This is a genomic window from Pseudomonas sp. Marseille-Q5117 (assembly GCF_946901175.1).
Taxonomy (GTDB): Bacteria; Pseudomonadota; Gammaproteobacteria; order Pseudomonadales; family Pseudomonadaceae; genus Aquipseudomonas; species Aquipseudomonas iranensis.
Window position 1 is genome coordinate 145,887 of sequence record NZ_CAMPPP010000015.1, and the last position, 23,839, is coordinate 169,725.

At 61.6% G+C, this 23,839-nt stretch carries 15 protein-coding genes; 8 read left to right on the top strand and 7 right to left on the bottom strand.

Annotation, left to right across the window (positions count from 1 at the left end):
• The first annotated feature begins 247 nt into the window (after nt 1-247).
• The 4 genes from ptsP to OC605_RS21730 all read left to right on the top strand — a co-directional run bounded on the left by ptsP (nt 248) and on the right by OC605_RS21730 (nt 7,509).
• Entirely contained in the window at nt 248-3,109 is a 2,862-nt protein-coding gene (gene ptsP / locus OC605_RS21715) for a phosphoenolpyruvate--protein phosphotransferase (RefSeq protein ID WP_262139397.1), read from the top strand.
• Nucleotides 3,109-4,050 carry a 1-phosphofructokinase gene (gene pfkB, locus OC605_RS21720; RefSeq protein ID WP_262139399.1) on the top strand — a complete coding sequence of 314 codons (942 nt, stop codon included), beginning with the start codon at nt 3,109-3,111 and terminating at the stop codon, nt 4,048-4,050. Before ptsP ends, pfkB begins: the two co-directional genes overlap by 1 nt.
• An 11-nt stretch (nt 4,051-4,061) precedes the next feature.
• Nucleotides 4,062-5,795: a PTS fructose-like transporter subunit IIB gene (locus OC605_RS21725; RefSeq protein WP_262139400.1), complete on the top strand. Its 1,734-nt coding sequence runs from the start codon at nt 4,062-4,064 to the stop codon at nt 5,793-5,795.
• Between the two features lie 172 nt (nt 5,796-5,967).
• The gene (locus OC605_RS21730; RefSeq protein WP_262139401.1) at nt 5,968-7,509 is read left to right on the top strand and encodes an alkaline phosphatase D family protein; all 1,542 of its coding nucleotides are present in this window, start codon (nt 5,968-5,970) and stop codon (nt 7,507-7,509) included.
• Between the two features lie 118 nt (nt 7,510-7,627).
• Here the strand turns inward: OC605_RS21730 and OC605_RS21735 are convergent, their stop codons facing one another.
• A complete protein-coding gene (locus OC605_RS21735) occupies nt 7,628-10,156 on the bottom strand; it encodes a sulfite reductase flavoprotein subunit alpha (RefSeq protein WP_262139424.1) in 2,529 nt (842 codons plus the stop codon).
• 235 nt (nt 10,157-10,391) lie between these two features.
• Nucleotides 10,392-12,713, bottom strand: a complete 2,322-nt coding sequence (locus OC605_RS21740; RefSeq protein WP_262139403.1) for a TonB-dependent receptor — start codon at nt 12,711-12,713, stop codon at nt 10,392-10,394.
• 207 nt (nt 12,714-12,920) lie between these two features.
• Between OC605_RS21740 and OC605_RS21745 the strand changes: the two genes are divergently transcribed.
• Nucleotides 12,921-13,601 carry a Fe2+-dependent dioxygenase gene (locus OC605_RS21745; protein WP_122601831.1) on the top strand — a complete coding sequence of 227 codons (681 nt, stop codon included), beginning with the start codon at nt 12,921-12,923 and terminating at the stop codon, nt 13,599-13,601.
• Nucleotides 13,598-14,353: a tetratricopeptide repeat protein gene (locus OC605_RS21750; protein WP_262139405.1), complete on the top strand. Its 756-nt coding sequence runs from the start codon at nt 13,598-13,600 to the stop codon at nt 14,351-14,353. Before OC605_RS21745 ends, OC605_RS21750 begins: the two co-directional genes overlap by 4 nt.
• Nucleotides 14,354-14,647: 294 nt before the next feature.
• Here the strand turns inward: OC605_RS21750 and OC605_RS21755 are convergent, their stop codons facing one another.
• The 5 genes from OC605_RS21755 to OC605_RS21775 form a co-directional block, all read right to left on the bottom strand.
• Nucleotides 14,648-15,811, bottom strand: coding sequence for a type III PLP-dependent enzyme (locus OC605_RS21755; RefSeq protein ID WP_016771733.1), 1,164 nt, complete (start codon nt 15,809-15,811; stop codon nt 14,648-14,650).
• Between the two features lie 653 nt (nt 15,812-16,464).
• Nucleotides 16,465-17,622 carry a betaine/proline/choline family ABC transporter ATP-binding protein gene (locus OC605_RS21760; RefSeq protein ID WP_016771732.1) on the bottom strand — a complete coding sequence of 386 codons (1,158 nt, stop codon included), beginning with the start codon at nt 17,620-17,622 and terminating at the stop codon, nt 16,465-16,467.
• Entirely contained in the window at nt 17,619-18,272 is a 654-nt protein-coding gene (locus tag OC605_RS21765) for an ABC transporter permease (protein ID WP_262139407.1), read from the bottom strand. Before OC605_RS21765 ends, OC605_RS21760 begins: the two co-directional genes overlap by 4 nt.
• 13 nt (nt 18,273-18,285) lie before the next feature.
• Nucleotides 18,286-19,179 carry a glycine betaine ABC transporter substrate-binding protein gene (locus tag OC605_RS21770; protein WP_262139409.1) on the bottom strand — a complete coding sequence of 298 codons (894 nt, stop codon included), beginning with the start codon at nt 19,177-19,179 and terminating at the stop codon, nt 18,286-18,288.
• 20 nt (nt 19,180-19,199) lie between these two features.
• Entirely contained in the window at nt 19,200-19,889 is a 690-nt protein-coding gene (locus OC605_RS21775) for an ABC transporter permease (RefSeq protein ID WP_166554532.1), read from the bottom strand.
• Nucleotides 19,890-20,246: 357 nt separating this feature from the next.
• On the opposite strand from OC605_RS21775, the gene OC605_RS21780 reads away from it, so the two are divergent.
• Together OC605_RS21780 and OC605_RS21785 are read left to right on the top strand one after the other, a co-directional pair.
• Nucleotides 20,247-21,830: a peptide chain release factor 3 gene (locus OC605_RS21780; protein ID WP_016771727.1), complete on the top strand. Its 1,584-nt coding sequence runs from the start codon at nt 20,247-20,249 to the stop codon at nt 21,828-21,830.
• Between the two features lie 873 nt (nt 21,831-22,703).
• Nucleotides 22,704-23,834: an MFS transporter gene (locus OC605_RS21785; protein WP_262139411.1), complete on the top strand. Its 1,131-nt coding sequence runs from the start codon at nt 22,704-22,706 to the stop codon at nt 23,832-23,834.
• The last annotated feature ends 5 nt before the right edge of the window (nt 23,835-23,839 follow it).

A 23,839-nucleotide genomic window follows, 5' to 3' on the forward strand; every position in this document is an offset into this window, starting at 1 on the left:
AAGGGCAGTCGACTTGTTGCCTGGGCAGATCCGACCAGTTGGACTTCAAGGATGAGACATTATCGAGTAACGTGCCGATCAATCTAGATTAAACGTTTCAGCAAGCGTATTTTCTACGTTTTAGACGCCTTTGGCCGGTCCTGCCGTGAAACCGCCAAAACTGCCGCTGAAAAGCGCGGCAGAGCGCCTAAGCTGTGAACCATTCAAAACAATACCTGGCGTTGAACTGCGCCAAAAAGGAGATCGCATGCTCGAGCTCACTATAGAGCAGATATCCATGGGCCAGTCGGCCGTGGATAAACCCGCTGCCCTGCAATTGCTGGCCAGTCATCTGGTCGCCGACGGTCTGGTTGCCGACGGCTACCTCGCCGGCCTGCAGGCCCGGGAAGCCCAGGGCTCGACCTTTCTCGGTCAAGGCATCGCCATTCCCCACGGCACCCCGGAAACCCGCGATCAGGTATTCGCCACCGGCGTGCGCCTGATGCAGTTTCCCGACGGCGTCGACTGGGGCGATGGCCAGATCGTTTATCTGGCCATCGGCATCGCAGCGAAATCCGATGAACACCTGCGCCTGCTGCAACTGCTGACCCGCGCCCTCGGCGAGACCGATCTGGGCCAGGCCTTGCGTCGCGCCAGCTCCCGCGAAGCGCTGCTGAAACTGTTGCAAGGCGCGCCGCAGGAACTGGCGCTGGATGCGCAGATGATCGGCCTCGGCGTGTCGGCCGACGATTTCGAAGAACTGGTCTGGCGCGGCGCACGTCTGCTGCGTCAGGCCGATTGTGTGAGCAACGGCTTTGCCGGCGTGTTGCAGCAAGTCGAAGCGCTGCCACTGGGCGATGGCCTGTGGTGGCTGCACAGCGAGCAGACCGTGAAGCGTCCGGGACTGGCGTTCGTCACCCCGGACAAACCGATGCGCTACCTCGGCCAGCCGCTCAGCGGACTGTTCTGCCTCGCCAGTCTGGGCGAAGCGCATCAGGCGTTGCTCGAGCGTTTGTGCGCGTTGCTGATCGAAGGTCGCGGCCACGAACTGGGCCGCGCCACCAGCAGCCGCAAAGTTCTCGAAGTGCTCGGCGGTGAACTGCCGGCCGACTGGCCGAGTGCACGTATTGCCCTGGCCAATGCCCATGGTTTGCACGCACGACCAGCGAAGATTCTTGCGCAACTGGCGAAGAGTTTTGATGGCGAAATCCGCGTGCGCATCGTCGACAGCCAGGACAGCGCCGTGTCGGTGAAGAGCCTGAGCAAACTGCTCAGCCTCGGCGCCCGCCGCGGTCAGGTGCTGGAGCTGATTGCCGAACCGAGCATCGCCAGCGATGCCTTGCCGGCCTTGCTCGCGGCGATTGAAGAAGGCCTCGGTGAGGAAGTCGAGCCGCTGCCGGCCGTGAGTCAGCAGCGCGAAGTGATCGCCGACATCGCCGAAGTGCTGATCGCCCCGGCCTCCGGCAGCCTGTTGCAGGCGATTCCCGCCGCACCGGGCATCGCCATCGGCCCGGCGCACATTCAGGTGCTGCAAGCCATCGATTACCCGTTGCGCGGCGAATCTGCCGCGATCGAGCGCGAGCGCCTCAAGCAAGCGCTCAGCGACGTGCGCCGCGACATTCAGGGCTTGATCGAACGCAGCAAGGCCAAGGCGATCCGCGAGATTTTCATCACCCACCAGGAAATGCTCGACGACCCGGATCTGACCGACGAAGTCGACACCCGCCTCAAGCAAGGCGAAAGCGCCGAAGCGGCGTGGATGGCGGTGATCGAAGCCGCCGCCAAACAGCAGGAATCGCTGCAGGACGCGTTGCTCGCCGAGCGTGCCGCCGATCTGCGCGACATCGGTCGCCGGGTGCTGGCGCAATTGTGTGGCGTGCAGACCGCGAATGAACCCGAGCAACCGTACATTCTGGTGATGGACGAAGTCGGCCCGTCCGATGTCGCGCGCCTGGATCCTGCGCGAGTGGCGGGGATTCTCACCGCGCGCGGCGGCGCTACTGCGCACAGCGCCATCGTCGCCCGCGCGCTCGGTATTCCAGCACTGGTCGGCGCGGGTGCAGCGGTGCTGTTGCTCGAACCGGGCACGCCGCTGTTGCTCGACGGTCAGCGTGGCCGTCTGCATGTCGACGCCGATGCCGCGACCCTCAAGCGTGCCGCCGAAGAGCGCGACACCCGCGAGCAACGCCTGAAGATCGCCGCCGAACAACGCCATCAACCGGCACACACCACCGACGGCCACGCCGTCGAAGTGTTCGCCAACATCGGCGAAAGCGCAGGCGTGACCAGCGCGGTGGAGCAGGGCGCCGAAGGCATTGGTCTGCTGCGCACCGAACTGATTTTCATGGCCCACCCACAGGCGCCGGATGAGGCGACCCAGGAAGCTGAATACCGTCGCGTCCTCGATGGTCTGGCCGGGCGGCCGCTGGTGGTGCGTACGCTCGACGTCGGCGGCGACAAACCGTTGCCGTATTGGCCGATTGCCAAGGAAGAAAACCCGTTCCTCGGCGTGCGCGGCATTCGCCTGACCCTGCAGCGGCCGCAGATCATGGAAGCGCAACTGCGCGCCTTGCTGCGCTCGGCCGACAACCGTCCGCTGCGGATCATGTTCCCGATGGTCGGCAGCGTCGAAGAGTGGCGCCAGGCCCGTGACATGACCGAGCGTCTGCGCTTGGAAATTCCAGTCGCCGATCTTCAGCTGGGGATCATGATCGAGGTGCCGTCGGCCGCGTTGCTTGCGCCGGTACTGGCCAAGGAAGTCGACTTCTTCAGCGTTGGCACCAACGACCTCACGCAATACACCTTGGCCATTGACCGTGGTCATCCGACGCTGTCTGCTCAAGCGGATGGCTTGCACCCGGCGGTGCTGCAACTGATCGACATCACCGTGCGCGCCGCCCATGCCCATGGCAAATGGGTGGGCGTCTGCGGCGAACTGGCGGCGGACCCGCTGGCGGTGCCGGTGCTGGTTGGCCTCGGTGTCGACGAGCTCAGCGTGTCCGGTCGCAGCATTGCCGAAGTCAAGGCGCGCATCCGTGAACTCAGCCTGACCCAGGCGCAAACCCTCGCTCAACAGGCCCTGGCCGTGGGCAGCGCGAATGAAGTGCGCGCATTAGTGGAGGCCCTGTAATGGCCAAGATTCTCACCCTGACCCTCAACCCGGCACTCGACCTCACCGTCGAGCTGTCACGGCTGGATGCCGGTCAGGTCAATCGCAGCGAGGAGATGCACACCCACGCTGCGGGCAAAGGCGTCAATGTCGCCCAGGTGCTGGCGGATCTCGGCCATCAGGTCACCGTCAGCGGTTTTCTCGGCGAAGACAATCAGCAAGCGTTCCAGACCCTGTTCGCCAAGCGCGGTTTCGTCGATGCGTTCATCCGCGTGCCGGGCGAGACGCGCAGCAACATCAAAGTCGCCGAACAGGACGGGCGCATCACCGACATCAACGGGCCTGGCCCGGTGGTTGATGCAACGGCGCAGCAAGCCTTGCTTGATCGCTTGCAGCAGATCGCACCGGGGCACGATGCGGTGGTGGTCGCCGGCAGTCTGCCGCGTGGCGTCACCGCGCAATGGTTGCGCGAGCTGATTGAACGGTTGAACGCGCTCGGCTTGAAAGTCGCCCTCGACTCCAGCGGCGAAGCCTTGCGCGTCGCGTTGCAGGCCAGCCCCTGGCTGATCAAGCCGAACACCGAAGAACTGGCCCACGCCCTCGGCTGCGAAGTGGTCTCGCCGATCGCCGAAGCACAAGCCGCCGCACGTTTGCATGCGCAAGGCATCGAGCACGTGGTGATCTCCCACGGCGCCGACGGGGTCAACTGGTTCAGTGTCGGCTCGGCCCTGCACGCTACGCCGCCGAAGGTCAGCGTGGCCAGCACGGTCGGTGCCGGCGATTCATTGCTGGCTGGCATGCTCCACGGTCTGCTCAGTGCTGATACGCCGGAGCAAACCCTGCGCACCGCTACCGCGATCGCGGCGATGGCGGTGACCCAGATCGGTTTTGGCATCAACGACGCAGCGCGACTGGCGCAGCTCGAACAGGGTGTGCGCGTGCGCCCCCTGACAGAACAATAAGAGGGTTTGTGATGAAGTTAGCCATTGTTACGGCTTGCCCGAACGGCATGGTCACCAGTGTGCTGTGCGCGCGTCTGCTCGATGCAGCGGCGCAGCGTCAGGGCTGGAGCACCAGCGTTGAAGTGGTCGATCCGGCGCACCCGGAACGCGAATTGTCGGCGGCGACCATCGAAGCCGCCGAGTGGGTGTTGCTGGTCACCACTGGCGCGGTGGACACGAGTCGCTTCGTCGGCAAGCGCGTGTTCCAGATCGCTCCGGCGCAGGCCTTGCAGGATGTCGAAGCGGTGCTGCGTCGCGGTGCTGAAGAAGCCGAAGTCTATGTGGCGAGCGAAGTCGAACCGGCTATTGATGCGCCACGTGCGCCACGCATCGTCGCCATCACGGCCTGCCCGACCGGCGTCGCCCACACCTTCATGGCCGCCGAAGCGTTGCAGCAGACTGCCAAGCGGCTGGGTTATGAATTGCAGGTCGAAACCCAAGGCTCGGTGGGCGCGAAAACCCCGCTCAGCGCAACGGCCATCGCCGAGGCAGACGTGGTGCTGCTGGCGGCAGATATCGACGTCGCCACCGAGCGTTTCGCCGGCAAAAAGATCTATCGCTGCGGCACTGGCGTTGCCCTGAAGCAATCCGAAGCGACCCTGAAAAAAGCCCTGGCCGAAGGCGCTGTCGAAAGCGCGGCAAGCGACGGCAAGGCTGCGGCCAAGTCGGAAAAAACCGGCGTCTACAAACACCTGCTCACGGGTGTGTCGTACATGCTGCCAATGGTGGTGGCGGGTGGTTTGCTGATCGCATTGTCCTTCGTGTTCGGCATCACCGCTTACAAGGAAGAAGGCACGCTGGCGGCGGCGCTGATGCAGATCGGCGGCGAAACCGCGTTCAAGCTGATGGTGCCGCTACTCGCCGGGTACATCGCCTACTCGATCGCCGATCGCCCGGGCCTTGCGCCGGGGATGATCGGCGGCTTGCTCGCAGGCACTCTGGGCGCCGGATTCATCGGCGGGATCATTGCCGGTTTCATCGCCGGTTACGCCGCCAAAGCCATCGCCCGCTATGTGAAATTGCCGCAGAGCCTGGAAGCGCTGAAGCCGATTCTGATCATCCCGTTGCTGGCCAGTCTGGTGACCGGCCTGGTGATGATTTACGTGGTCGGCAAACCGGTCGCCGGCATGCTCGCCGCGCTTACCCAATTCCTCGACAGCATGGGCACTACCAACGCGATTCTGCTCGGCGTGTTGCTCGGCGGCATGATGTGCGTCGACCTCGGCGGGCCGATCAACAAGGCTGCCTATGCGTTTTCGGTGGGGCTGCTGGCCTCGCAGAGTTACGCACCGATGGCCGCGACCATGGCCGCCGGCATGGTGCCGCCGATTGGTCTGGGCATCGCCACCTTCATTGCCCGGCGCAAGTTCGCGCAGAGCGAGCGCGAGGCCGGTAAAGCGGCGTTCGTGCTCGGCCTGTGCTTTATCTCCGAGGGGGCGATTCCGTTTGCCGCGAAAGACCCGCTGCGGGTGATCCCGGCGAGCATCGCTGGCGGTGCGTTGACCGGCGCACTGTCGATGTACTTCGGCTGCAAACTGATGGCGCCGCACGGTGGCTTGTTTGTGCTGGCGATCCCCAATGCGATCAACCATGCGCTGCTTTACCTGCTCGCGATCGTCGCTGGGAGCCTGGTCACGGCGGTGGTGTATGCGCTGCTCAAACGGCCGGAGGCTGTCGAACTGGCAGTCGAACCCGTCAACGCCTGACACCCCGCCTAACCCTGTGGGAGCGAGCCTGCTCGCGAAAGCGGAGTGTCAGCTCAAGATGTGGTAGCTGGCAGGACGCCTTCGCGAGCAGGCTCGCTCCCACAGGAGTCTGCATTGTCATAGCGGGTTCATACACCCGTGCTTAAGTTTTCCCTTTTGCAGGGAGAACACCATGAGCGATTTCAATCTCGGCCGGCGTCGCGTCATGCAAGCGGTGGGTGCCGGGCTGTTGTTGCCGGGGCTGGCGCCGGCGGTGATTGCCTCGGTCAAGGATCGTCCGCAGCTCACCGACGGCGTGCAGTCCGGCGACCTGCTCGGCGACCGCGCGATGATCTGGAGCCGCAGCGATCGCCCGGCACGCATGGTGGTCGAGTGGGACACCGGCAGCCTGTTTGGCAACCCGCGCAAATTCGTCTCGCCACTGGCCGATGCGCGCAGCGATTTCACCGCCCGCGTCGAACTCACCGGCCTGCCGGCCAACCAGGCAATTTTCTATCGCGTGCACTTCGAAGATGCGCAGAGCGGCGTCGCCAGCGAGCCGTGGTTCGGCCATCTGCGCAGCGTGCCGACGACAAAACGCGACATTCGTTTTGTCTGGAGCGGTGACACCGTCGGCCAGGGCTTCGGGATCAACCCGGACATCGGCGGCATGCGCATCTACGAAGCCATGCGCCTGCGCCTGCCGGACTTCTTTATCCACAGCGGCGACACCATCTACGCCGACGGCCCGGTGCCCGCGCAACTGACCACCGAAAGCGGGCGCATCTGGCGCAATATCACCACCGAAGCCAAGAGCAAAGTCGCGCAGACTCTCGACGATTATCGCGGCAACTATCGCTACAACCTGATGGACGAAAACATCCGCCGCTTCAACGCCGAAGTGCCGCAGATCTGGCAGTGGGACGATCACGAAGTGGTCAACAACTGGTCGCCGGGCAAGCAGCTGGATGAGCGTTATCAGGAGAAAGATATCCACAAGCTGATCGGCCGCGCGCGGCAGGTGTGGCTGGAATATGCGCCGATGCGTTTGCAAGCGGCGGACGGCGGCGGGCGCATTTATCGCAAGCTCAGTTACGGACCGATGCTCGACGTATTCGTGCTGGATATGCGCAGCTATCGCGAGGCCAACGATGCCAACCTTGGCGCGGCGAAACCGTTTCTCGGCCGCGAGCAGTTGGACTGGCTCAAGCGTGAATTGCAGGCGTCGACGGCGCAGTGGAAAGTCATCGCCGCCGACATGCCCATCGGCCTTGGCGTCCCGGACGGCGAGGTAAGCCCGGGCGTTGCACGCTGGGAAGCCGTGGCCAACGGCGACCCCGGCCCGGCGCAGGGGCGAGAGCTGGAAATCGCCGAACTGCTCGGCTTTCTGCGCGCGCAGCAGGTGCGCAATTTCGTGTTTCTGACGGCGGACGTGCACTACTGCGCGGCGCATCACTACCACCCGGACCGCGCCGCGTTTCAGGATTTCGAACCGTTCTGGGAATTTGTTGCCGGGCCGTTGAACGCCGGCAGTTTCGGGCCGAATCCACTGGACAAGACGTTTGGCCCAGAGGTGGTGTTCGAGAAAGCACCGCCCGCACAGAACACCTCGCCGTTTGCCGGGTTTCAGTTTTTTGGTGAGGTGAATATCGAAGGGCAAAGCGGCGAGATGAGCGTGGTGTTGCGGGATCTGGATGGCATCGCTGTTTTCGAACAGAAACTCCAACCGGTCTGAGCAACGCGTCCCCTGTGGGAGCGAGCCTGCTCGCGAAAGCGGACTTACAGCCAACACCAATGTTGACTGTTAAATCGCCTTCGCGAGCAGGCTCGCACCACAAGGGGATGGTGTTGGGTCAGTAAACATCCCGGCGATAGCGGCCCTGTTCGATCAGGCGTTCGACTTCGGCGCTGCCGAGGATATCGTTGAGGGCCTGGTCTACGCCTGAGGCCATACCTTGAAGGCTGCCGCAGATATAGATCACAGCACCATCTGCCAACCATTTCTTCAATTCATCCGCAGACTCACGCAAGCGATCCTGCACATAAATCTTCTCAGCCTGATCGCGGGAAAACGCCAGATCCAGCCGCGCCAGATCACCATTGACCAGCCACTCTTCGAGCTCGGCGCGGCAGAGGAAATCGTGTTCGCGGTTACGCTCGCCGAACAGCAGCCAATGCCGTTGCTGACCATCGGCAATGCGTGCCTTGAGCAGGCTGCGCAGGCCGGCCAAGCCGGTGCCGTTGCCCAGCAGGATCATCGGCACGGGTTCGTTCGGCAGATGGAAACCGCTGTTGCGCCGCACGCGCAGGCTGATGCTGCCGCCCACTGGCGCGTGTTCGGTGAGCCAGCCGGAGCCGATGCCGAGGCTGCCGTCGTTGTGCTGTTCCTGGCGCACGATCAGTTCCAGCACGCCGTCAGCGGCAATCGAGGCGATCGAGTATTCGCGCATCGCCAGCGGCACCATCGCGTCGACCAGCGACTGCGCATGCAGGCCGACCAGATGCGCGCGGTGCTCTGGCAATTGCCGTGAGGCGAGGGCGACTTCCAGCGGCTCGTCGATGCCGTTGACCTTCACCTGAGTTTCGCCACGAATGCCGAGGCCGTCGAGGAAATGTTCGATGGCCCACGGGCAATTGCGCGGCAGCATTTCGACCAGGTCACCGGCCAGCCAGCTGCGGGTGTCCGGGGCTTTGAGGCCGAGCAGAAAGACCGGCGCGCCGCTGCTGTCGGGGTTCATCAGTTCGCGACGCACCAAAGTCCAGTTGTCGTAGCTGGGTGCTTGCCAGGTTTCGCTCGGCGCCTGTCCGGTGAGCTGGCCGAGTTGGGTTTGCCAGTGACGCAGCGCGTAGGGATCGCCGCTGTCGACCTCCACCGGGGCGAACAGGGTCTTGCCGCCGTGCTCGCCGAGCCATTGATGCAGGCGCTTGGCGAAGCCGCAGAAGTGCGCGTACTGCCGATCGCCGAGACCGAGCACGGCGTAGTTGAGGCTGTCGAGTGTCGAGGCTTTGGCCAGCACTTTGCGTTCGAAACCACGGGCGCTGTCCGGCGCTTCGCCGTCGCCGAAGGTGCTGACCACGAACAATGCGTTGTTCGACTCACGCAGATCCTGTTCGCTCAGATTGGCCAGCGGCTGCACGTTGACCGGCAATCCGGCGGCCTGCAATTGTCCGGCGGTCTGCCACGCCAGTTGTTCGGCGAAACCGCTCTGGCTGGCGAAACCGATCAGCCATGCCGAAGCATCGGCGGACGGTTGTGCGAGACCTTGGCGGGCATCCTTGATCTGCTTTTTCTTGCGTCGACGGTCCAGATACAGCAGCCAGCCATTGATGAAAAACAGCGGCATGCACACCGCCGCAATCGTCACGATGATGCGCCCCACAAGGCCGAAATAACTTCCGACGTGCAGCGCATAAATGCTGGTCAGCAATTGGGCCTTGAAGCTTTTGTCGGCATAGCGGTCGACGCGTTTGACCACTCCGGTGGCCGGGTCGAGGGTGATCTGGTTCAGCGCGCGGTCATGAGGCGAGCTGTCGAGCAGGTAGAACACCGTCGCCGGCTGGCCGGCCACCGCCGGCATGCGAATGTTGTACGCGGCCAGACCCGGGCCGGCAGCGCTGTAGATGCTGCTCCATATCGCCGCGTAGTCGGCGGTCGGTGGCGGACCTTCCGGCGCCGGGCCGCGACCGCCGCGTACGCGTTCGTTTTGCGGCGCGTCGGAAAGCAGTCGGGTCAGGCCTTTGTTGTACCACTCGTACGACCATGACAAACCGGTCAACGCCAGCAGCAAATAGACCAAAAGGCACCAGGTGCCGGCTACCGAGTGCAGATCCCAATTGAACGCGCGGCCCTTCTTTTTCCAGTCCAGGGTCAACCACACGCGCCAGCTGTTCCATTGGCGCGGCCAACGCAAATACAGGCCAGAAAGGCAGAAGAACAACAGCATCAAGGTGCAGGCGCCGGTGATGTTGCGCCCGGTGTCGCCCATGGCGAGGAAGCGGTGCAGTTGCAGCATCAGGCCGAAGAAATCCTGACCGGTGGCATCGCCCTTGAACTCGGCGGTGTACGGATCGAAGTAGCGCATCTCGCCACGCCGTTCGCCCTTGGGCGGGGTGAAGAATACCCGTGCGGCGTGACCGCTGTCGGTCTCGACCCAGAGCATTGCGACTTTCTTGCCGGACGCGGCTTCAATGCGCTCCACCAGTTCAACTGGTGGCAGCACGCCGGCGACCTGTTTTTCCACCTGCAGAACGGACGGATTCAGCGCGCGCAGGATCTCGTCCTGAAACGAATAGGCCGCGCCGGTGATGCCCATCAGCGCCAGCACCAGCCCTGCGGTGATGCCAAAAAACCAGTGCAACTGGAACAGGGTTTTCTTCAACACGTCACTCGCCGTCCGTTCGGAAATTTTCATCACGGCGCGCATTATGCCGTGGGTTATCAAGAAGCGTTTTGCGTTACACACAAAAGCCCCGTTCAACTGAATGAACGGGGCCGAGCCTCGCGGCACATTCCCTGTGGGAGCGAGCCTGCTCGCGAAAGCGGTGTGTCAGTCAGCATCGATGTTGCTGAAAGATTGCCTTCGCGAGCAAGCTCGCTCCCACAGGTTTTCACATTGGTCAGAAGTGGAAATTGGTGCTCAACAGCGCCGTCCGTCCCGCCGCCTGATTGGCGAAGTGGGTCGAGAAGGCTTTGTCGTAATAGGTTTCGTCGGTCAGGTTCTGCACGTTGAGTTGCAGGTCGACGTTCTTGGTCAGCTTGTAGGCCGCCATCGCGTCGTAACGCACGTACGAATCGACCATCGTTGTGTTGGCGACACTGCCGTAGACGTCGTCGACGTAGAACGCGCCACCACCGATCGTCAGCTTCGGCGTGACCTGATACGTGGTCCACAGGCTGGCGCTGTTTTTTGGTGTGTTCGGCAGATCGTTGCCGTCGTTGGCGCGACCCAGCGGGCCGCCATCTATCTGCTCGCTGTCCATGAAAGCGTAACCGGCGAACACCTGCCACTTGTCGGTGATCTTGCCGCTGGCCGACAGTTCGAAGCCTTGCACGCGGGTCTTGCCGGCGTTCTCGTAGGAGCTGGTGTCGACCTGCACGCGAGCGTTTTCCTTCTCGGTGCGGAAGATGTCGGCGGTCAGCGACAGGCGATCATTGAGCAGATCCCACTTGGTGCCGATTTCGTAGTTCTTGGTGGTTTCCGGCTCCATGTCGCTGCTCAGCAGGTTGCCGCTGCGATCCGGGGTGCCGCCCAGCGGGTTGCCTTCCTGGCCTTCGCCCAAAGTGTTGCCCGGCGGCGTCGCCGAGGTTGCATAGGAGGCGTAGATGCTGCCGTTTTCCGCCGGCTTGTAGACCACGCCGAACTGGCCGGTGACGAATTCGCTGGTGTCATCACCCTTGGAGGTGGTGCGGCCGGCGGCGTTGTAGGTTTTGTAGTCGGTGTCGAAGTGGTCGTAGCGCAGGCCCATGTTCACCAGCCATTGCTCGGACAACTCCAGCGTGTCGAACACGTACAGCGCGTAGGTGTCGGCCTGGGTGTCGGTGCCGGCGTAGTTGCGCGAGATCGCGCCGTTCCACGGATCGTTCGGGTTCGGGTTCGACAGCGAGGTGCAGTTGTAATTGCTCGAGGCACCAATCATCGCCGGTGTGCAGTTGCTGCTGGAAGGCACATTGGTCGTACGCGGCGTGGTGTCGGTGTTGACGTTGTACGAGGATTTCTCGCTCTGCTCGCGGGTGTATTCGACACCGGTGGAGAAGCTGTTCTTGAAACCGCCCACATAGAAGGTGCCGAACAGGTCGGTCTGGTTGGTGGTGGTTTCAGTATTGCTCACCCGCGTGTTGGCCCGACGCCAGACACTGCCGTTGTTGACGTTGCCCTTGCTGTCGTCCGGCTGGGTGAGGATGTAATCCTGCATGCTGCTGCCGTGGCGCAGGGTGTTCTTGATGGTGAGCGCATCGTTCAGGTCGTGCTCGATGGCGAAGGTCGCGGTGTCGGTGCGGCCCTTGCGGAAGTCACGATCCAGACCGTAGAAATTGTCGTGATCGCCACCGGCGTACGGCTTGTCCGGGTTGGACTTGGTGCGTGCGGCCGAACCACCGGTTGGAATGGTGTACGGAATGCCCGAGTCCGGGGTGTCGTTGCTTTCCAGATGGTAGTAGTCGAGGTTGACGCGGGTATCGGTGCCCAGGCCGAAGGCCAGCGACGGCGCGATACCCCAGCGGTCGTAATCGACCTTGTCGCGACCGGCGACGTTGCTCTCATGGCTCATCAGGTTGAGACGGCCGGCAGCGCTGTCGCTGAACTGGTAGTTGCCGTCGAGGGTGTAGCGCTGGGTCTGGTCGGAGCCGTAGGTGAAGCCGCCGTCGAACGAGTTGCCCAAGTGCGCTTTCTTGCTCACCAGATTGATGCTGCCCCCCGCTGCGCCACGGCCACCGATGGCCGAGTTCGGGCCTTTGCTGACTTCGATGTTTTCCACGGCGAAGATCTCGCGGCTCTGCGAACCGGTGTCGCGCACGCCGTCCAGGTAGGTGTCGCCTTGGGCGTCGAAGCCGCGAATGAACGGACGATCGCCCTGCGGGTTGCCACCTTCACCGGCGCCGAAGGTGATGCCCGGCACGGTGCGCAGCGCGTCCTGCATGTTCAGCGCGCCGGTGTCCTTGAGCACTTGTTGCGGGATGACGGTGACCGAGCGCGGGGTGTCGACCAGCGGCGCGGTGTACTTGGGCGAGGAGGCTTTTTCGACCTGATAGGAGGTCGAGTCCTGGGCTTCGCCGGTGATGGCGGTGGCGTCCAGGGCGATGGCGTTGCCGGACGCTTTGCTGTCGGTTTTTTCCGCCGCGAAGACCATCTGCCCAGCGGAGCCGGCGGTGATTGCGACACCGATTGCCGAGGCGAGCAGACGTGGTGAACTGACCGGTAATTGTGCGTGTTGACGTGCCATTGTTATTCCCCTCCCCAAGGATTTGAGGCGGCGGAATATAGGGTAAACAGGTATTCGTATCAATTGCGAAACATTGTTATTCGCATTGAATTTACATTCTTTACAATTTGCCCTTACGGTTTCTGCCTGTTCGTTCGTCTTGCGGGTTTTACACGGTCAATAAGAATCAATACCATTGCCGCCTTCTTGCCATCAGGTGACATCGCCATGCTGCTGCACATTCCCGGGCTGTTCGCAAAAGACGAAGTGCAGCGCATCCGCCTGGCCCTGGAGCAAGCGGATTGGGCCGACGGCAAGATCACCGCCGGCTTCCAGTCGGCCAAGGCCAAGCACAATCTGCAATTGCCCGAAGGCCACCCGCTGGCCAAGGAAATCGGCGCGGCGATGCTGGAGCGGTTGTGGAAAAATCCGCTGTTCATGTCTGCCGCACTGCCGCACAAAGTCTTCCCGCCGTTAGTGAACTGTTACACGGCCGGCGGCAGTTTCGATTTCCACATCGACAACGCCGTGCGCCAGCCCAAGGGCAGCATCGAGCGGGTGCGCACCGATTTGTCGGCGACGCTGTTTTTCAGCGAGCCGGAAGATTACGACGGCGGCGAACTGGAGATTCAGGACACCTACGGCACCCAGCGCGTGAAGCTGCCAGCCGGCGACATGGTGTTGTATCCGGGCACCAGTTTGCACAAGGTCAATGCGGTCACACGTGGTGCGCGCTATGCGTCGTTTTTCTGGACGCAGAGCCTGGTGCGCGAAGACAGCCAGCGCGCGTTGCTGTTCGAAATGGACGGGGCGATTCAGCAGCTGACCCAGGACGTTCCCGATCACCCTTCGCTGATCCGCCTCACTGGCACTTATCACAACTTGCTGCGGCGCTGGGTCGAGGTATGAGTTTCCAGTTGCGCCGCGAGGAAGTTCTCGACGCCGCCGGGTTGGCGGCAATGCTTGAAGAAAGCCCGGCCCGCGCTGCGCAGGCGATTTTGCTGGCAGCGGGCGAGGGCGAGGTTGAAGCGCAGGCGTTGCTTGGGCAGATCCTGCTGGATGGCCAAGGCATCGCCCAGGATCAACCGCTTGCATTGCGCTGGTTCGGCATCGCTGCCGAGCGTGGACACCTGATGGCGCGCAACATGCTCGGGCGTTGTCAAGAGCATGGTTGGGGGTGCGCGGCGGATGCCTCGGTGGCGGCGCAGCATTATCGAGCCGCCGCCGAGGCGGGTCTTGATTGGGCGATGTACAACCTGGCCAACTTGCTGGCGACCGGGCGCGGGGTGACGGTTGATCATCAGCAAGCGCTGGCGCTGTATCGGCGCGCGGCTGAGTTGGGCCATGCGAAATCGATGAATCTGCTTGGGCGGTATCTGGAGGAAGGGCAGGTGTGTCCGGCGGATCCGCTGGCGGCGCGCGAGTGGTATCGGCGTTCTGCCGAGGCAGGGGATTTTCGTGGGCAGTTCAGTTATGCCGCGGTGGTGGCGGCTGAGGGGCGGGTTGATGAAGCGGTCGAGTGGCTGGAGAAAGCCTTGGCCGCCGGCAATCTGAATTTCCTGCGGGTGGCGAGCCAGACGCTGGCTGATGCGACAGGCTTGCGAATTCAGGCGATGGCTAGTCGGTATGCCGCTCGGTATGCAGAGTTGCAGCGCGGCTGAAACCGCCGAGCCCTCACCCTAGCCCTCTCCCAGGGGGAGAGGGAACCGACCGAGGGATGCTTGGGAGGTACGCCGACCTGTAATGGTTTTGCCGAATCCATAATCGCCAAGGTGGTTCAGGTCGATGTCGGACGGAAGACCACTCGGTCGGCTCCCTCTCCCTCGGGAGAGGGCTGGGGTGAGGGGCTATGGTATCTAGTACAAAAAACCTCCCCAGCCGAACACCCACAAAAAAGCCCACAAATTCGTGGGCTTTTCACTTGCAGCTTGCAGCTCGAAACTTGCAGCTGCTCCTTAAACGTAAAACGACTTCAGCGGCGGGAAGCCATTGAACTCGACCGCGCTGTAACTGGTGGTATATGCACCGGTCGACAGCCAGTACAGACGATCACCAATCGCCAGGTTCAACGGCAAGCCGTACTTGTAGTTCTCGTACATGATGTCGGCGCTGTCGCAGGTCGGGCCGGCGATGACGACTTCTTCCATCTCGCCTTTCTTCTCGGTCCAGATCGGGAACTTGATCGCTTCGTCCATGGTTTCGATCAGGCCGGAGAACTTGCCCACATCGGTATACACCCAGCGCTCGACGGCAGTGCGCGACTTGCGTGCAACCAGTACAACTTCGCTGACCAGAATACCGGCGTTGGCAATCAGCGAACGGCCCGGCTCGAGGATGATTTCCGGCAGGTCATCACCGAAATCTTCCTTGAGGAAGCGGATGATTTCTTCGGCGTAGGTTTCCAGGCTGTTGGTGCGGGTGATGTAGTTGGCCGGGAAGCCGCCGCCCATGTTGATCAGCTTGAGGTGGATGCCGTCTTCTTCTTTCAGACGTTCGAAGATCACTTTGACCTTGGCGATCGCCGCGTCCCAGACGCTGATGTCGCGTTGTTGCGAGCCGACGTGGAACGAGATGCCGTACGGCACCAGACCGAGGTCGCGGGCGAGGATCAGCAGGTCCATGGCCATGTCGGTCTGGCAGCCGAACTTGCGCGACAGTGGCCAGTCAGCCGTGGTCGAGCCTTCAGTGAGGATGCGCACATAGACTTTCGAACCCGGCGCAGCCTTGGCGATGTTGCGCAGGTCGGCTTCGGAGTCGGTGGAGAACAGACGCACGCCCTTCTCGTAGAAGTAGCGGATGTCCTTGGATTTCTTGATGGTGTTGCCGTAGCTGATACGGTCCGGGCTGACGCCGCGATCCATGACTTTGTCCAGCTCGTAGATCGAGGCGATATCGAAGCTCGAGCCCTTGTCTTTGAGCAGGTCGATGATCTCGACGGCCGGGTTGGCCTTGACCGCGTAGTAGACCTTGGCGAATTCGAAACCGGCGCGCAGGTCGTCGTAGGCCTGGGCGATCATCGCGGTGTCGATCACCACGAACGGGGTTTCCTGTTTGTCGGCGAACGCCTTCATTTTGTCGAATGTAGCGCGCGCGAAATAGTCTTCGACCTGGATCGACATGCTGGGAACTCCTGCTGGCAAACTAAGTTAATCAATGGGTGCATGAACGCCCTCCGTATCCCCACTTTGGTTCGCCTACTTCCCAAGGCATGTCGCCGAAAGCAAAAAGGCCTGGGGATGTGCAGCTGTCCCTTGGCCTCGCTGTCTCGTCGTCAGTACTTGAGCCGGATGGATCGTTTCCAGCATGGACGTTCGGCGCGAACTTTAGGGCGTGAGGGGCGCGAGATCAACTAAAAATGTCGCGTTTTTGCACGCTTCTGACGTGCGTCGCGTTCATCACTCCTTCTACCCGACCGAGATGACGGGCAGATGTTCCCGGTGAATTTTCGAGTGTTAAACATATCTGCACGTTCGGGGCTTTTGTCGGCTAGATCGCGGGTAAGTGTGATAGCGGCAACATCGGCGACGTTGGCGTCGAGAGAGGGTTTTGAAGCGGGATTTGGACCTTGAAGAAGCTGAATTGACGGCGCGCTTGCAGGAGAGGCTGTTGAGATTCTTTGTCACCTTGTAAAGATCAACAAAATCACGCAGATCCTGGGGGAGCGAGCCTGCTCGCGAAGGCATTTTCACAGCCGCCATCAGCGTCGACTGATATTGCGCTTTCGCGAGCAGGCTCGCTCCCACAGGGATCGGGTTTCAACCACGCAGACGGATTATGCGACCACCGTCTCAGCCGGCGAGACGATACTGGTCTTCATTCCCCGCGAACGTCCCGAGCTGAGGTATGCCGCAATCGACTCCTGCGTCACTTCCCCGAGGAATACCCGTTCGGCATCCATCACCGGCAGCCAGGCGCGGTTGAACTCGTACATGCGCGACAGCAGGATGCGCAGGTGCTCGTCGTACGCTGCGGTGGCGTTGAACTCACGCAGGAATTGTGCGCAGGTGCCGGTCTGGCGATGCAGGTCGCGACGGCGCACGTAACCCAGCGCCTTGTTCTCGGCGCAGGTGACCACGACGTAGCGACGGTCATGTTCGTCCATCAGTTCCAGCGCATCGGCCACCGGGGTTTCCGGGCTGACCGACGGCGCGTTGTCCGCCGCGTCTTCAGCCTTCACCAACAGCAGGCGTTTGAGCGTGCTGTCCTGGCCGACGAAGTTGCTGACGAAATCATCCGCCGGATGCGCCAGCAGGGTGTCCGGGTGGTCGATCTGCAGCAGCTTGCCGGCGCGGAAAATGGCGATCTTGTCGCCCAGCTTGATCGCTTCGTCGATGTCGTGGCTGACCATGATCACGGTCTTGTTCAGCGCGCGCTGCATCTCGAAGAATTCGTTCTGGATCATCTCGCGGTTGATCGGGTCGACCGCGCCGAACGGCTCGTCCATCAACAACAGTGGGGCGTCAGCCGCAAGCGCACGAATCACGCCGATACGCTGTTGCTGACCACCGGACAATTCACGCGGGTAGCGATGCAGATACTGCTTGGGCTCGAGCTTGATCATGCTCATCAGTTCGCGGGCGCGGTCGTGGCATTTCTGTTTGTCCCAGCCGAGCAGTTTCGGCACCACGACGATGTTCTCTTCGATGGTCATGTTCGGGAACAGACCGATCTGCTGAATCACGTAGCCGATGTTGCGGCGCAGCGTCACTTCGTCCAGATCGGTGGTGTCTTCACCGTTGATGAGGATCTTGCCCGAGGTCGGTTTGATCAGGCGGTTGATCATTTTCAGCGTGGTGCTTTTGCCGCAACCCGATGGCCCGAGGAACACGCAGATCTCGCCTTCATTGACGGTCAGGCTCACCGAGTCCACGGCTTTGACATCTTTGCCGTTGCTTTGGAAAGTTTTGCTGAGGTTTTGAAGTTCGATCATTTGAGGAGTCCTTTTGGAGTCAACGAGCGTTGCAGCCATTGGAGAAACAGGTCGGCGAAAATCGCCAGAAGACTGACCAGCAGCGCGCCGACAATAAGCATCGACATGTCACTGCGGCTGATGGAGGCGAGGATCAACACACCGAGGCCGCCGGCGCCGATGGTCGCGGCGATGGTCATCACGCCGATGTTCATCACCACGGCGGTGCGCACGCCGGCAAGAATCACCGGCACCGCGATCGGCAGCTCAACCATGCGCAGGCGCTGGCCGAAGGTCATGCCGATGCCGCGCGCAGCTTCGCGGATGCCCGGCTCGACGCCGGTGGGGGCGAGGGAGGTGTTGCGCATGATCGGCAGCAACGAATAGAGGAACACGGCGGTGATTGCCGGCAGCGGCCCGAGGCCCTGGCCGAACTTGGAGTAGAACGGCAGCAGCAGACCGAACAGGGCAATCGACGGCACGGTCAGCAGCACCGTGGCGCTGGCTTGCAGCGGGCCGGCGAGGGTGGGAAAACGCGTCATCAGGATGCCCAGCGGCACGCCGATGACGATCGCCAGGGTCACGGCGATGCCGACCAGAGTGATGTGCTGCCAGGTCAGGTGCATCACCTGCTGCCAGTCGAGATGGGAAAAGGCGTTCAGGAATTCCATGACTTCTCCTCTCTTAATTCAGTGGGTGCTGGCGCAGGAAATCGGCGGCAACGGACGATGGGCTTTCATGATCGACGTCGACCCGCGCGTTGAGCTGGCGCATGGTTTCGTCGTCGAACAGTTCGGCCAGCGGCTTGAGTTGTTCGGCCAGTTTCGGGTTGGCATCCAGTGTGGCCTGACGCACCACGGGAGCGGCGGTGTAGTCGGGGAAGTAATGCTTGTCGTCTTCCAGCAATTTCAGGCCGAAGGCGTTGAGACGGCCGTCTGTGGTGTAGACCAGACCGGCAAACACCTGACCGTTACGCAGCGCGGTGTAGACCAGGCCGGCATCCATCTGGCGGATGTTCTTGCGGGTCAGGTTCATGTCGTAGAGCTTGACCATGCCGTCGAGACCGTCGGAGCGGTTGGCGAACTCTGTATCCAGCGTCACCAGGTGGTTGGTCTTGGCCTCGGCGCGCAGCACTTCGTTGAGCTGGCTGATATTGCCGATCTGCGGGTATTGCTCGGCGACTTTTTTCGGCAAAGCGAGGGCATAGGTGTTGCTGAATTTCGACGGCGTCAGCCAGACCAGGCCTTTTTTCGCGTCGAGTTCTTTGACCCGGGCGTAGGATTGCGCGCTGTCGAGTTTCTCTGTGACGTGGTTGTAGGCCACCAGCGACACGCCGGTGTATTCCCAGAGCAGGTCCAATTGGCCACTTTCGTGGGCGCTGCGGGCGAGGTTGCTGCCCAGACCGCCGGTGATCTGCGCGTCGTAGCCTTTGCTGCGCAGGTATTGCGCGGTGATTTCGGCGAGCAGGGTCTGCTCTGTGAAGACCCGGGCGCCGAGGCGGATGACCGGTTTTTCAGCGGCTTGCGCGATTCCTGCGAACAGCAGGACGCAGCCTAAGATCAAGCTAAGTCGTTTCATAAATATTCCTTCGCAAAGCCTTAAGACGGGCGCAGACCGCGTTCCAGCCAGAGACGGCTGGCGAGGGTGACCACGCCATCGAGCAACAGCGCCAACAGCGCGGTGCACGCGGCGCCGAGCAGCAGTTGCGGCTGGTTGTTCAGGGCGATGCCGGGGAAGATCAGGCTGCCGAGGCTGTTGGCGCCGATCAGGAACGCCAGCGGCGCGGTGCCGACGTTGATTGCCAGTGCGACCCGCACGCCACCGACGATGATCGGCACGGCGTTGGGCAATTCGACTTTCCACAACACTTGGCGCGGGGTCATGCCGATGCCGACAGCGGCTTCCTTCAGCGAGCCCTGGACATTTTTCAGGCCTTCATAGGTGTTGCGCACGATCGGCAACAGCGAGGCGAGGAACAGGGCGAAGATCGCCGGGCCACTGCCGATGCCGAGGATGCCCAGCGCAATCGCGAGCACGGCCAGCGGTGGCACGGTGTTGCCGATATTGAAGATCTGCATGAAGCGTTCGGCGCGGCCGACCATGCTCGGGCGGCTGAGGAAGATACCGGCGGGGATGCCCACGACAAGGGCGGCCAGCATGGAGGCGAGGACGAGAATCAGATGAGCTTGCAGGTAAAACAACAAATCGTCGCGGTAGTGTTCGATCGTGTTGATGCCGATCCAGTGGACCAGCAGGGCCAGGAGCGCGATCACCACCGCACCTCCCATCAGCCCTTTGCCATAGCGGATAGCCACAGGCGGACTCCTTTTTTTGTAGTCGGCGAGCGCTGCTCCGCGTGGCAAGCCATTCCTGGCTGCCGGAGTCAGCGTTCGCGAAAAGTAGCCGTTTTCCAGCACCGGCCAAGCGGTGCGAAAGCGAGCCATGAGCGCAGCCTCGTCAGGCTAACTTGCTGATTTTTCAGCCCCTGACGAAAGTTCGTAACAGGGGATGGACGTCTCCGTGCTTTAAAAGGTTCCCATCTGCGGCAGCATTTGGCCACCCTTAATGTGCTCAACGGTTCGGTTATTGCAGCGAGTTGGGCTATAATCGCGGCCCTTTTTTGAATCACCGCCAGGCGATTTCCCATGACCCAACAGGCCGCCGAAGTCGCGAAACGCCGCACTTTCGCCATTATTTCCCACCCCGATGCCGGTAAAACCACGATCACCGAAAAGCTCCTGTTGATGGGCAAGGCGATTGCAGTGGCCGGTACGGTGAAATCCCGTAAATCCGATCGCCATGCGACATCCGACTGGATGGAGATGGAGAAGCAGCGGGGTATTTCCATTACCACGTCGGTCATGCAGTTCCCCTATCGCGAACACATGATCAACCTGCTCGACACCCCGGGTCACGAAGACTTCTCCGAAGACACCTACCGCACCCTGACAGCGGTGGACTCGGCCTTGATGGTGCTCGACGGCGGTAAGGGTGTAGAGCCACGGACCATTGCGCTGATGGACGTCTGCCGTCTGCGTGACACGCCGATCGTCAGCTTCATCAACAAACTCGACCGTGATATCCGCGACCCGATCGAACTGCTCGACGAAATCGAAGCAGTCCTGAAAATCAAGGCTGCGCCGATCACCTGGCCGATCGGTTGCTACCGCGATTTCAAGGGCGTGTATCACCTGGCCGACGACTACATCATTGTCTACACCGCCGGTCATGGTCACGAGCGCACCGAAACCAAGATCATCGAGAAACTCGACTCCGACGAGGCGCGCGCGCACCTGGGCGATGAGTACGAGCGCTTCATCGAACAGCTGGAACTGGTGCAGGGCGCCTGCCACGAATTCAACCAGCAGGAATTCCTCGACGGCCAACTGACCCCGGTGTTTTTCGGTACTGCGCTGGGCAACTTCGGTGTCGACCACGTGCTCGATGCTGTCGTCGATTGGGCGCCGCGTCCGCTGGCCCGTGTGGCCAACGAGCGTACTGTCGAGCCGGTGGAAGAGAAGTTCTCGGGCTTCATCTTCAAGATCCAGGCGAACATGGACCCGAAACACCGCGACCGCATCGCCTTCATGCGTATCTGCTCCGGCAAGTACGAAAAAGGCATGAAGATGCGCCACGTGCGTACCGGCAAGGACGTGCGCATCGGCGACGCTCTGACGTTCTTCTCTTCCGAACGTGAGCAACTGGAAGAGGCCTACGCCGGCGACATCATCGGTCTGCACAACCACGGCACGATCCAGATTGGCGACACCTTCAGCGAAGGCGAAGTCCTCGGTTTCACCGGTATTCCGCACTTCGCCCCGGAACTGTTCCGTCGCGTGCGTCTGCGTGACCCGCTGAAATCCAAGCAGTTGCGTCAGGGCTTGCAGCAGTTGGCGGAAGAGGGCGCGACGCAGGTGTTCTTCCCCGAGCGCAGCAACGACATCATTCTTGGCGCCGTCGGTGTGCTGCAGTTCGATGTGGTCGCCAGCCGTTTGAAAGAGGAATACAAGGTCGAGTGCTCGTATGAGCCGATCACCGTGTATTCGGCGCGCTGGATCGAGTGTGACGACAAGAAGAAGCTTGAGGAATTCTCCAACAAAGCGGTGGAGAACCTCGCGCTGGATGGCGGTGGTCACCTGACTTACCTGGCGCCGACGCGGGTGAATCTGGCGTTGATGGAAGAGCGCTGGCCGGATGTGAAATTCCGCGCGACGCGGGAGCATCATTAAGCGCTGAGCTGAGTTGTTCGAAAGCCCCCCAGGTGTATGCCTTGGGGGTTTTTCTTTGCTTTTTGTTTTGGGTGTATATCCGTTTCTGCGGGTGTTGCTGATTACGGTTTCGCCCTTACGGCGAGTCACCTTTTTCAAACGCCAAAAAGGTAACCGAAAAGGCTTGCTCCTACGTTCGGCCCTCGCAGGCTCGGGTTCCTTCGCTCCGGGACTGATCCGGGCGCAGCGGCTCCGGTTTGCTTCGCTGCACCTCCTTCCGCTGTGTACGACTGCGTCGTACGGTCGCTGCGCTCCCACGCCCGGATCAATCCCTCCACTCAGCCTTCCGACGTCGCCGGTGGATCAACAGCAAGATCAAAAGCACTCGAGCTTGCGCTCATTGTTGAGTGGGGCGGTTTCGCCGCGGGCAGCTGCGCTGCTTTGCTTTTCTGTGGGAGCGAGCCTGCTCGCGATGGCGGCCTGACAGCCGACCTGTTTCTTGAGGTCGTCCCCAATCCAATTGTGGGAGCGAGCTTGCTCGCGAAAGCGGCCTGACAGCCGGCCTGTTTCTGAGGAGGTACGCGGTCAAATTGTGGGAGCGAGCCTGCTCGCGAAGGCAATCTGCGAGCCGACGATTTTCTGTTTGATGCACTCAATCCAATTCGGTTGTTGAAGACTGCGAGCCTGAAAAGCAAGGTCAAAAGTTCTCAGCCTGCGACATTTCTTACAGCGTGTTGTAGGGCGGTTCCTTTTTCCCGTGTTTTGGATGTGCTGGTATGCGACAACCGCCATGTTGACCGGTAGTGTTCCAGTCCCTGCAAGTCGTTCGAAGAGGTCAATGGAGTGACAAGTCGGCTGAATCCCCTGTTGCTTCTTAAAGGCTATTTCACCCCCATGGCCTGGGTCCTCGCGGCGCTGTTGTTCATCAACCGCCTCAGCGCCATGGTCAAGCTGTTCATGGCGCTGTACCTGCGTCAGGAGCTGGGCCTGGCGATTGAAACCGTCGGCTGGTTGCTTTCGGCCTATGGCGCAGGATTGCTGGTCGGTTCGATGCTCGGTGGATGGCTCAGTGATCATGTGCGCACGGCGCGGCTGACAGCGGCGTTGTTTTTCGTTTCGGTGTGGGTGCTGATGCTGTTGGGGCTGGTGACGCAGGTGCCGTGGCTGGCCGCTTTGTTGTTGCTCAGCGGTGTCATCGACGGCGCGATTCGGACGTTGCATCAGCGGCTGATCATGGAGTATTGCGAAGTCGCGCAACGTTCCCGTGCGCAAGCGCTGAGCCGGGTGGCGCGTAATCTGGGCATGGCCGCTGCCGGGGTGGCGGGCGGAGTGTTGGCGCAGGCGGATTTTCGTTGGGTGTTTTTTGTCAGTGCGGCAATGACGATGCTGGCGTTGCTGTGGTTCGTGCGCACGACGTGGCGGCGGCCGGTGCTCGTGGTTGAGGACGAATCGAAGGATGGCTCAAGCCTGCCGTATCGCGACAAGCCGTTCCTCTGGCTGCTGGCGGCGACGGCCGTATTGGGCATCGCGTTCGACACCGTGTACAGCACGCTGGGCAATTATCTGCGTGATTACTACCACCTGAGCACCGAAGCGATCGGCTGGCAGTTCGGGCTCAATGCGCTGTTGGTGATCGCGCTGCAGATTCCGCTGTCGCACTCGGTCGAGCGTTGGGGCTCGCGTTGGCAAATGCTCGTCGGCAGTGTGCTGTTGGCCTGCGGATTGGGCATGTTGCCGTTCGGTTCCGGACTGGCTTTTGTCTGTCTGTCGACACTGATCTGGACCTTGGGCGAGGCGCTGTTCATGCCGCCACTAAATGTACTGGCGATGCAGTTTGCCCAGAGCGGCAAGAGCGGTCAGTACTTTGGGCTGTTCTTCATGAGCTGGAGCGCCAGCGCGTTGTTGTCGCCGGTGCTCAGCGGTCAGCTCTACGGCCAATTTGGCGGGCACAGTGTGTGGCTGATGAGCGCGCTGCTGGTGCTGATCTCCATTCCACTGACTTGGCAGGCCACGCGCGGCGCTTAGCTGTT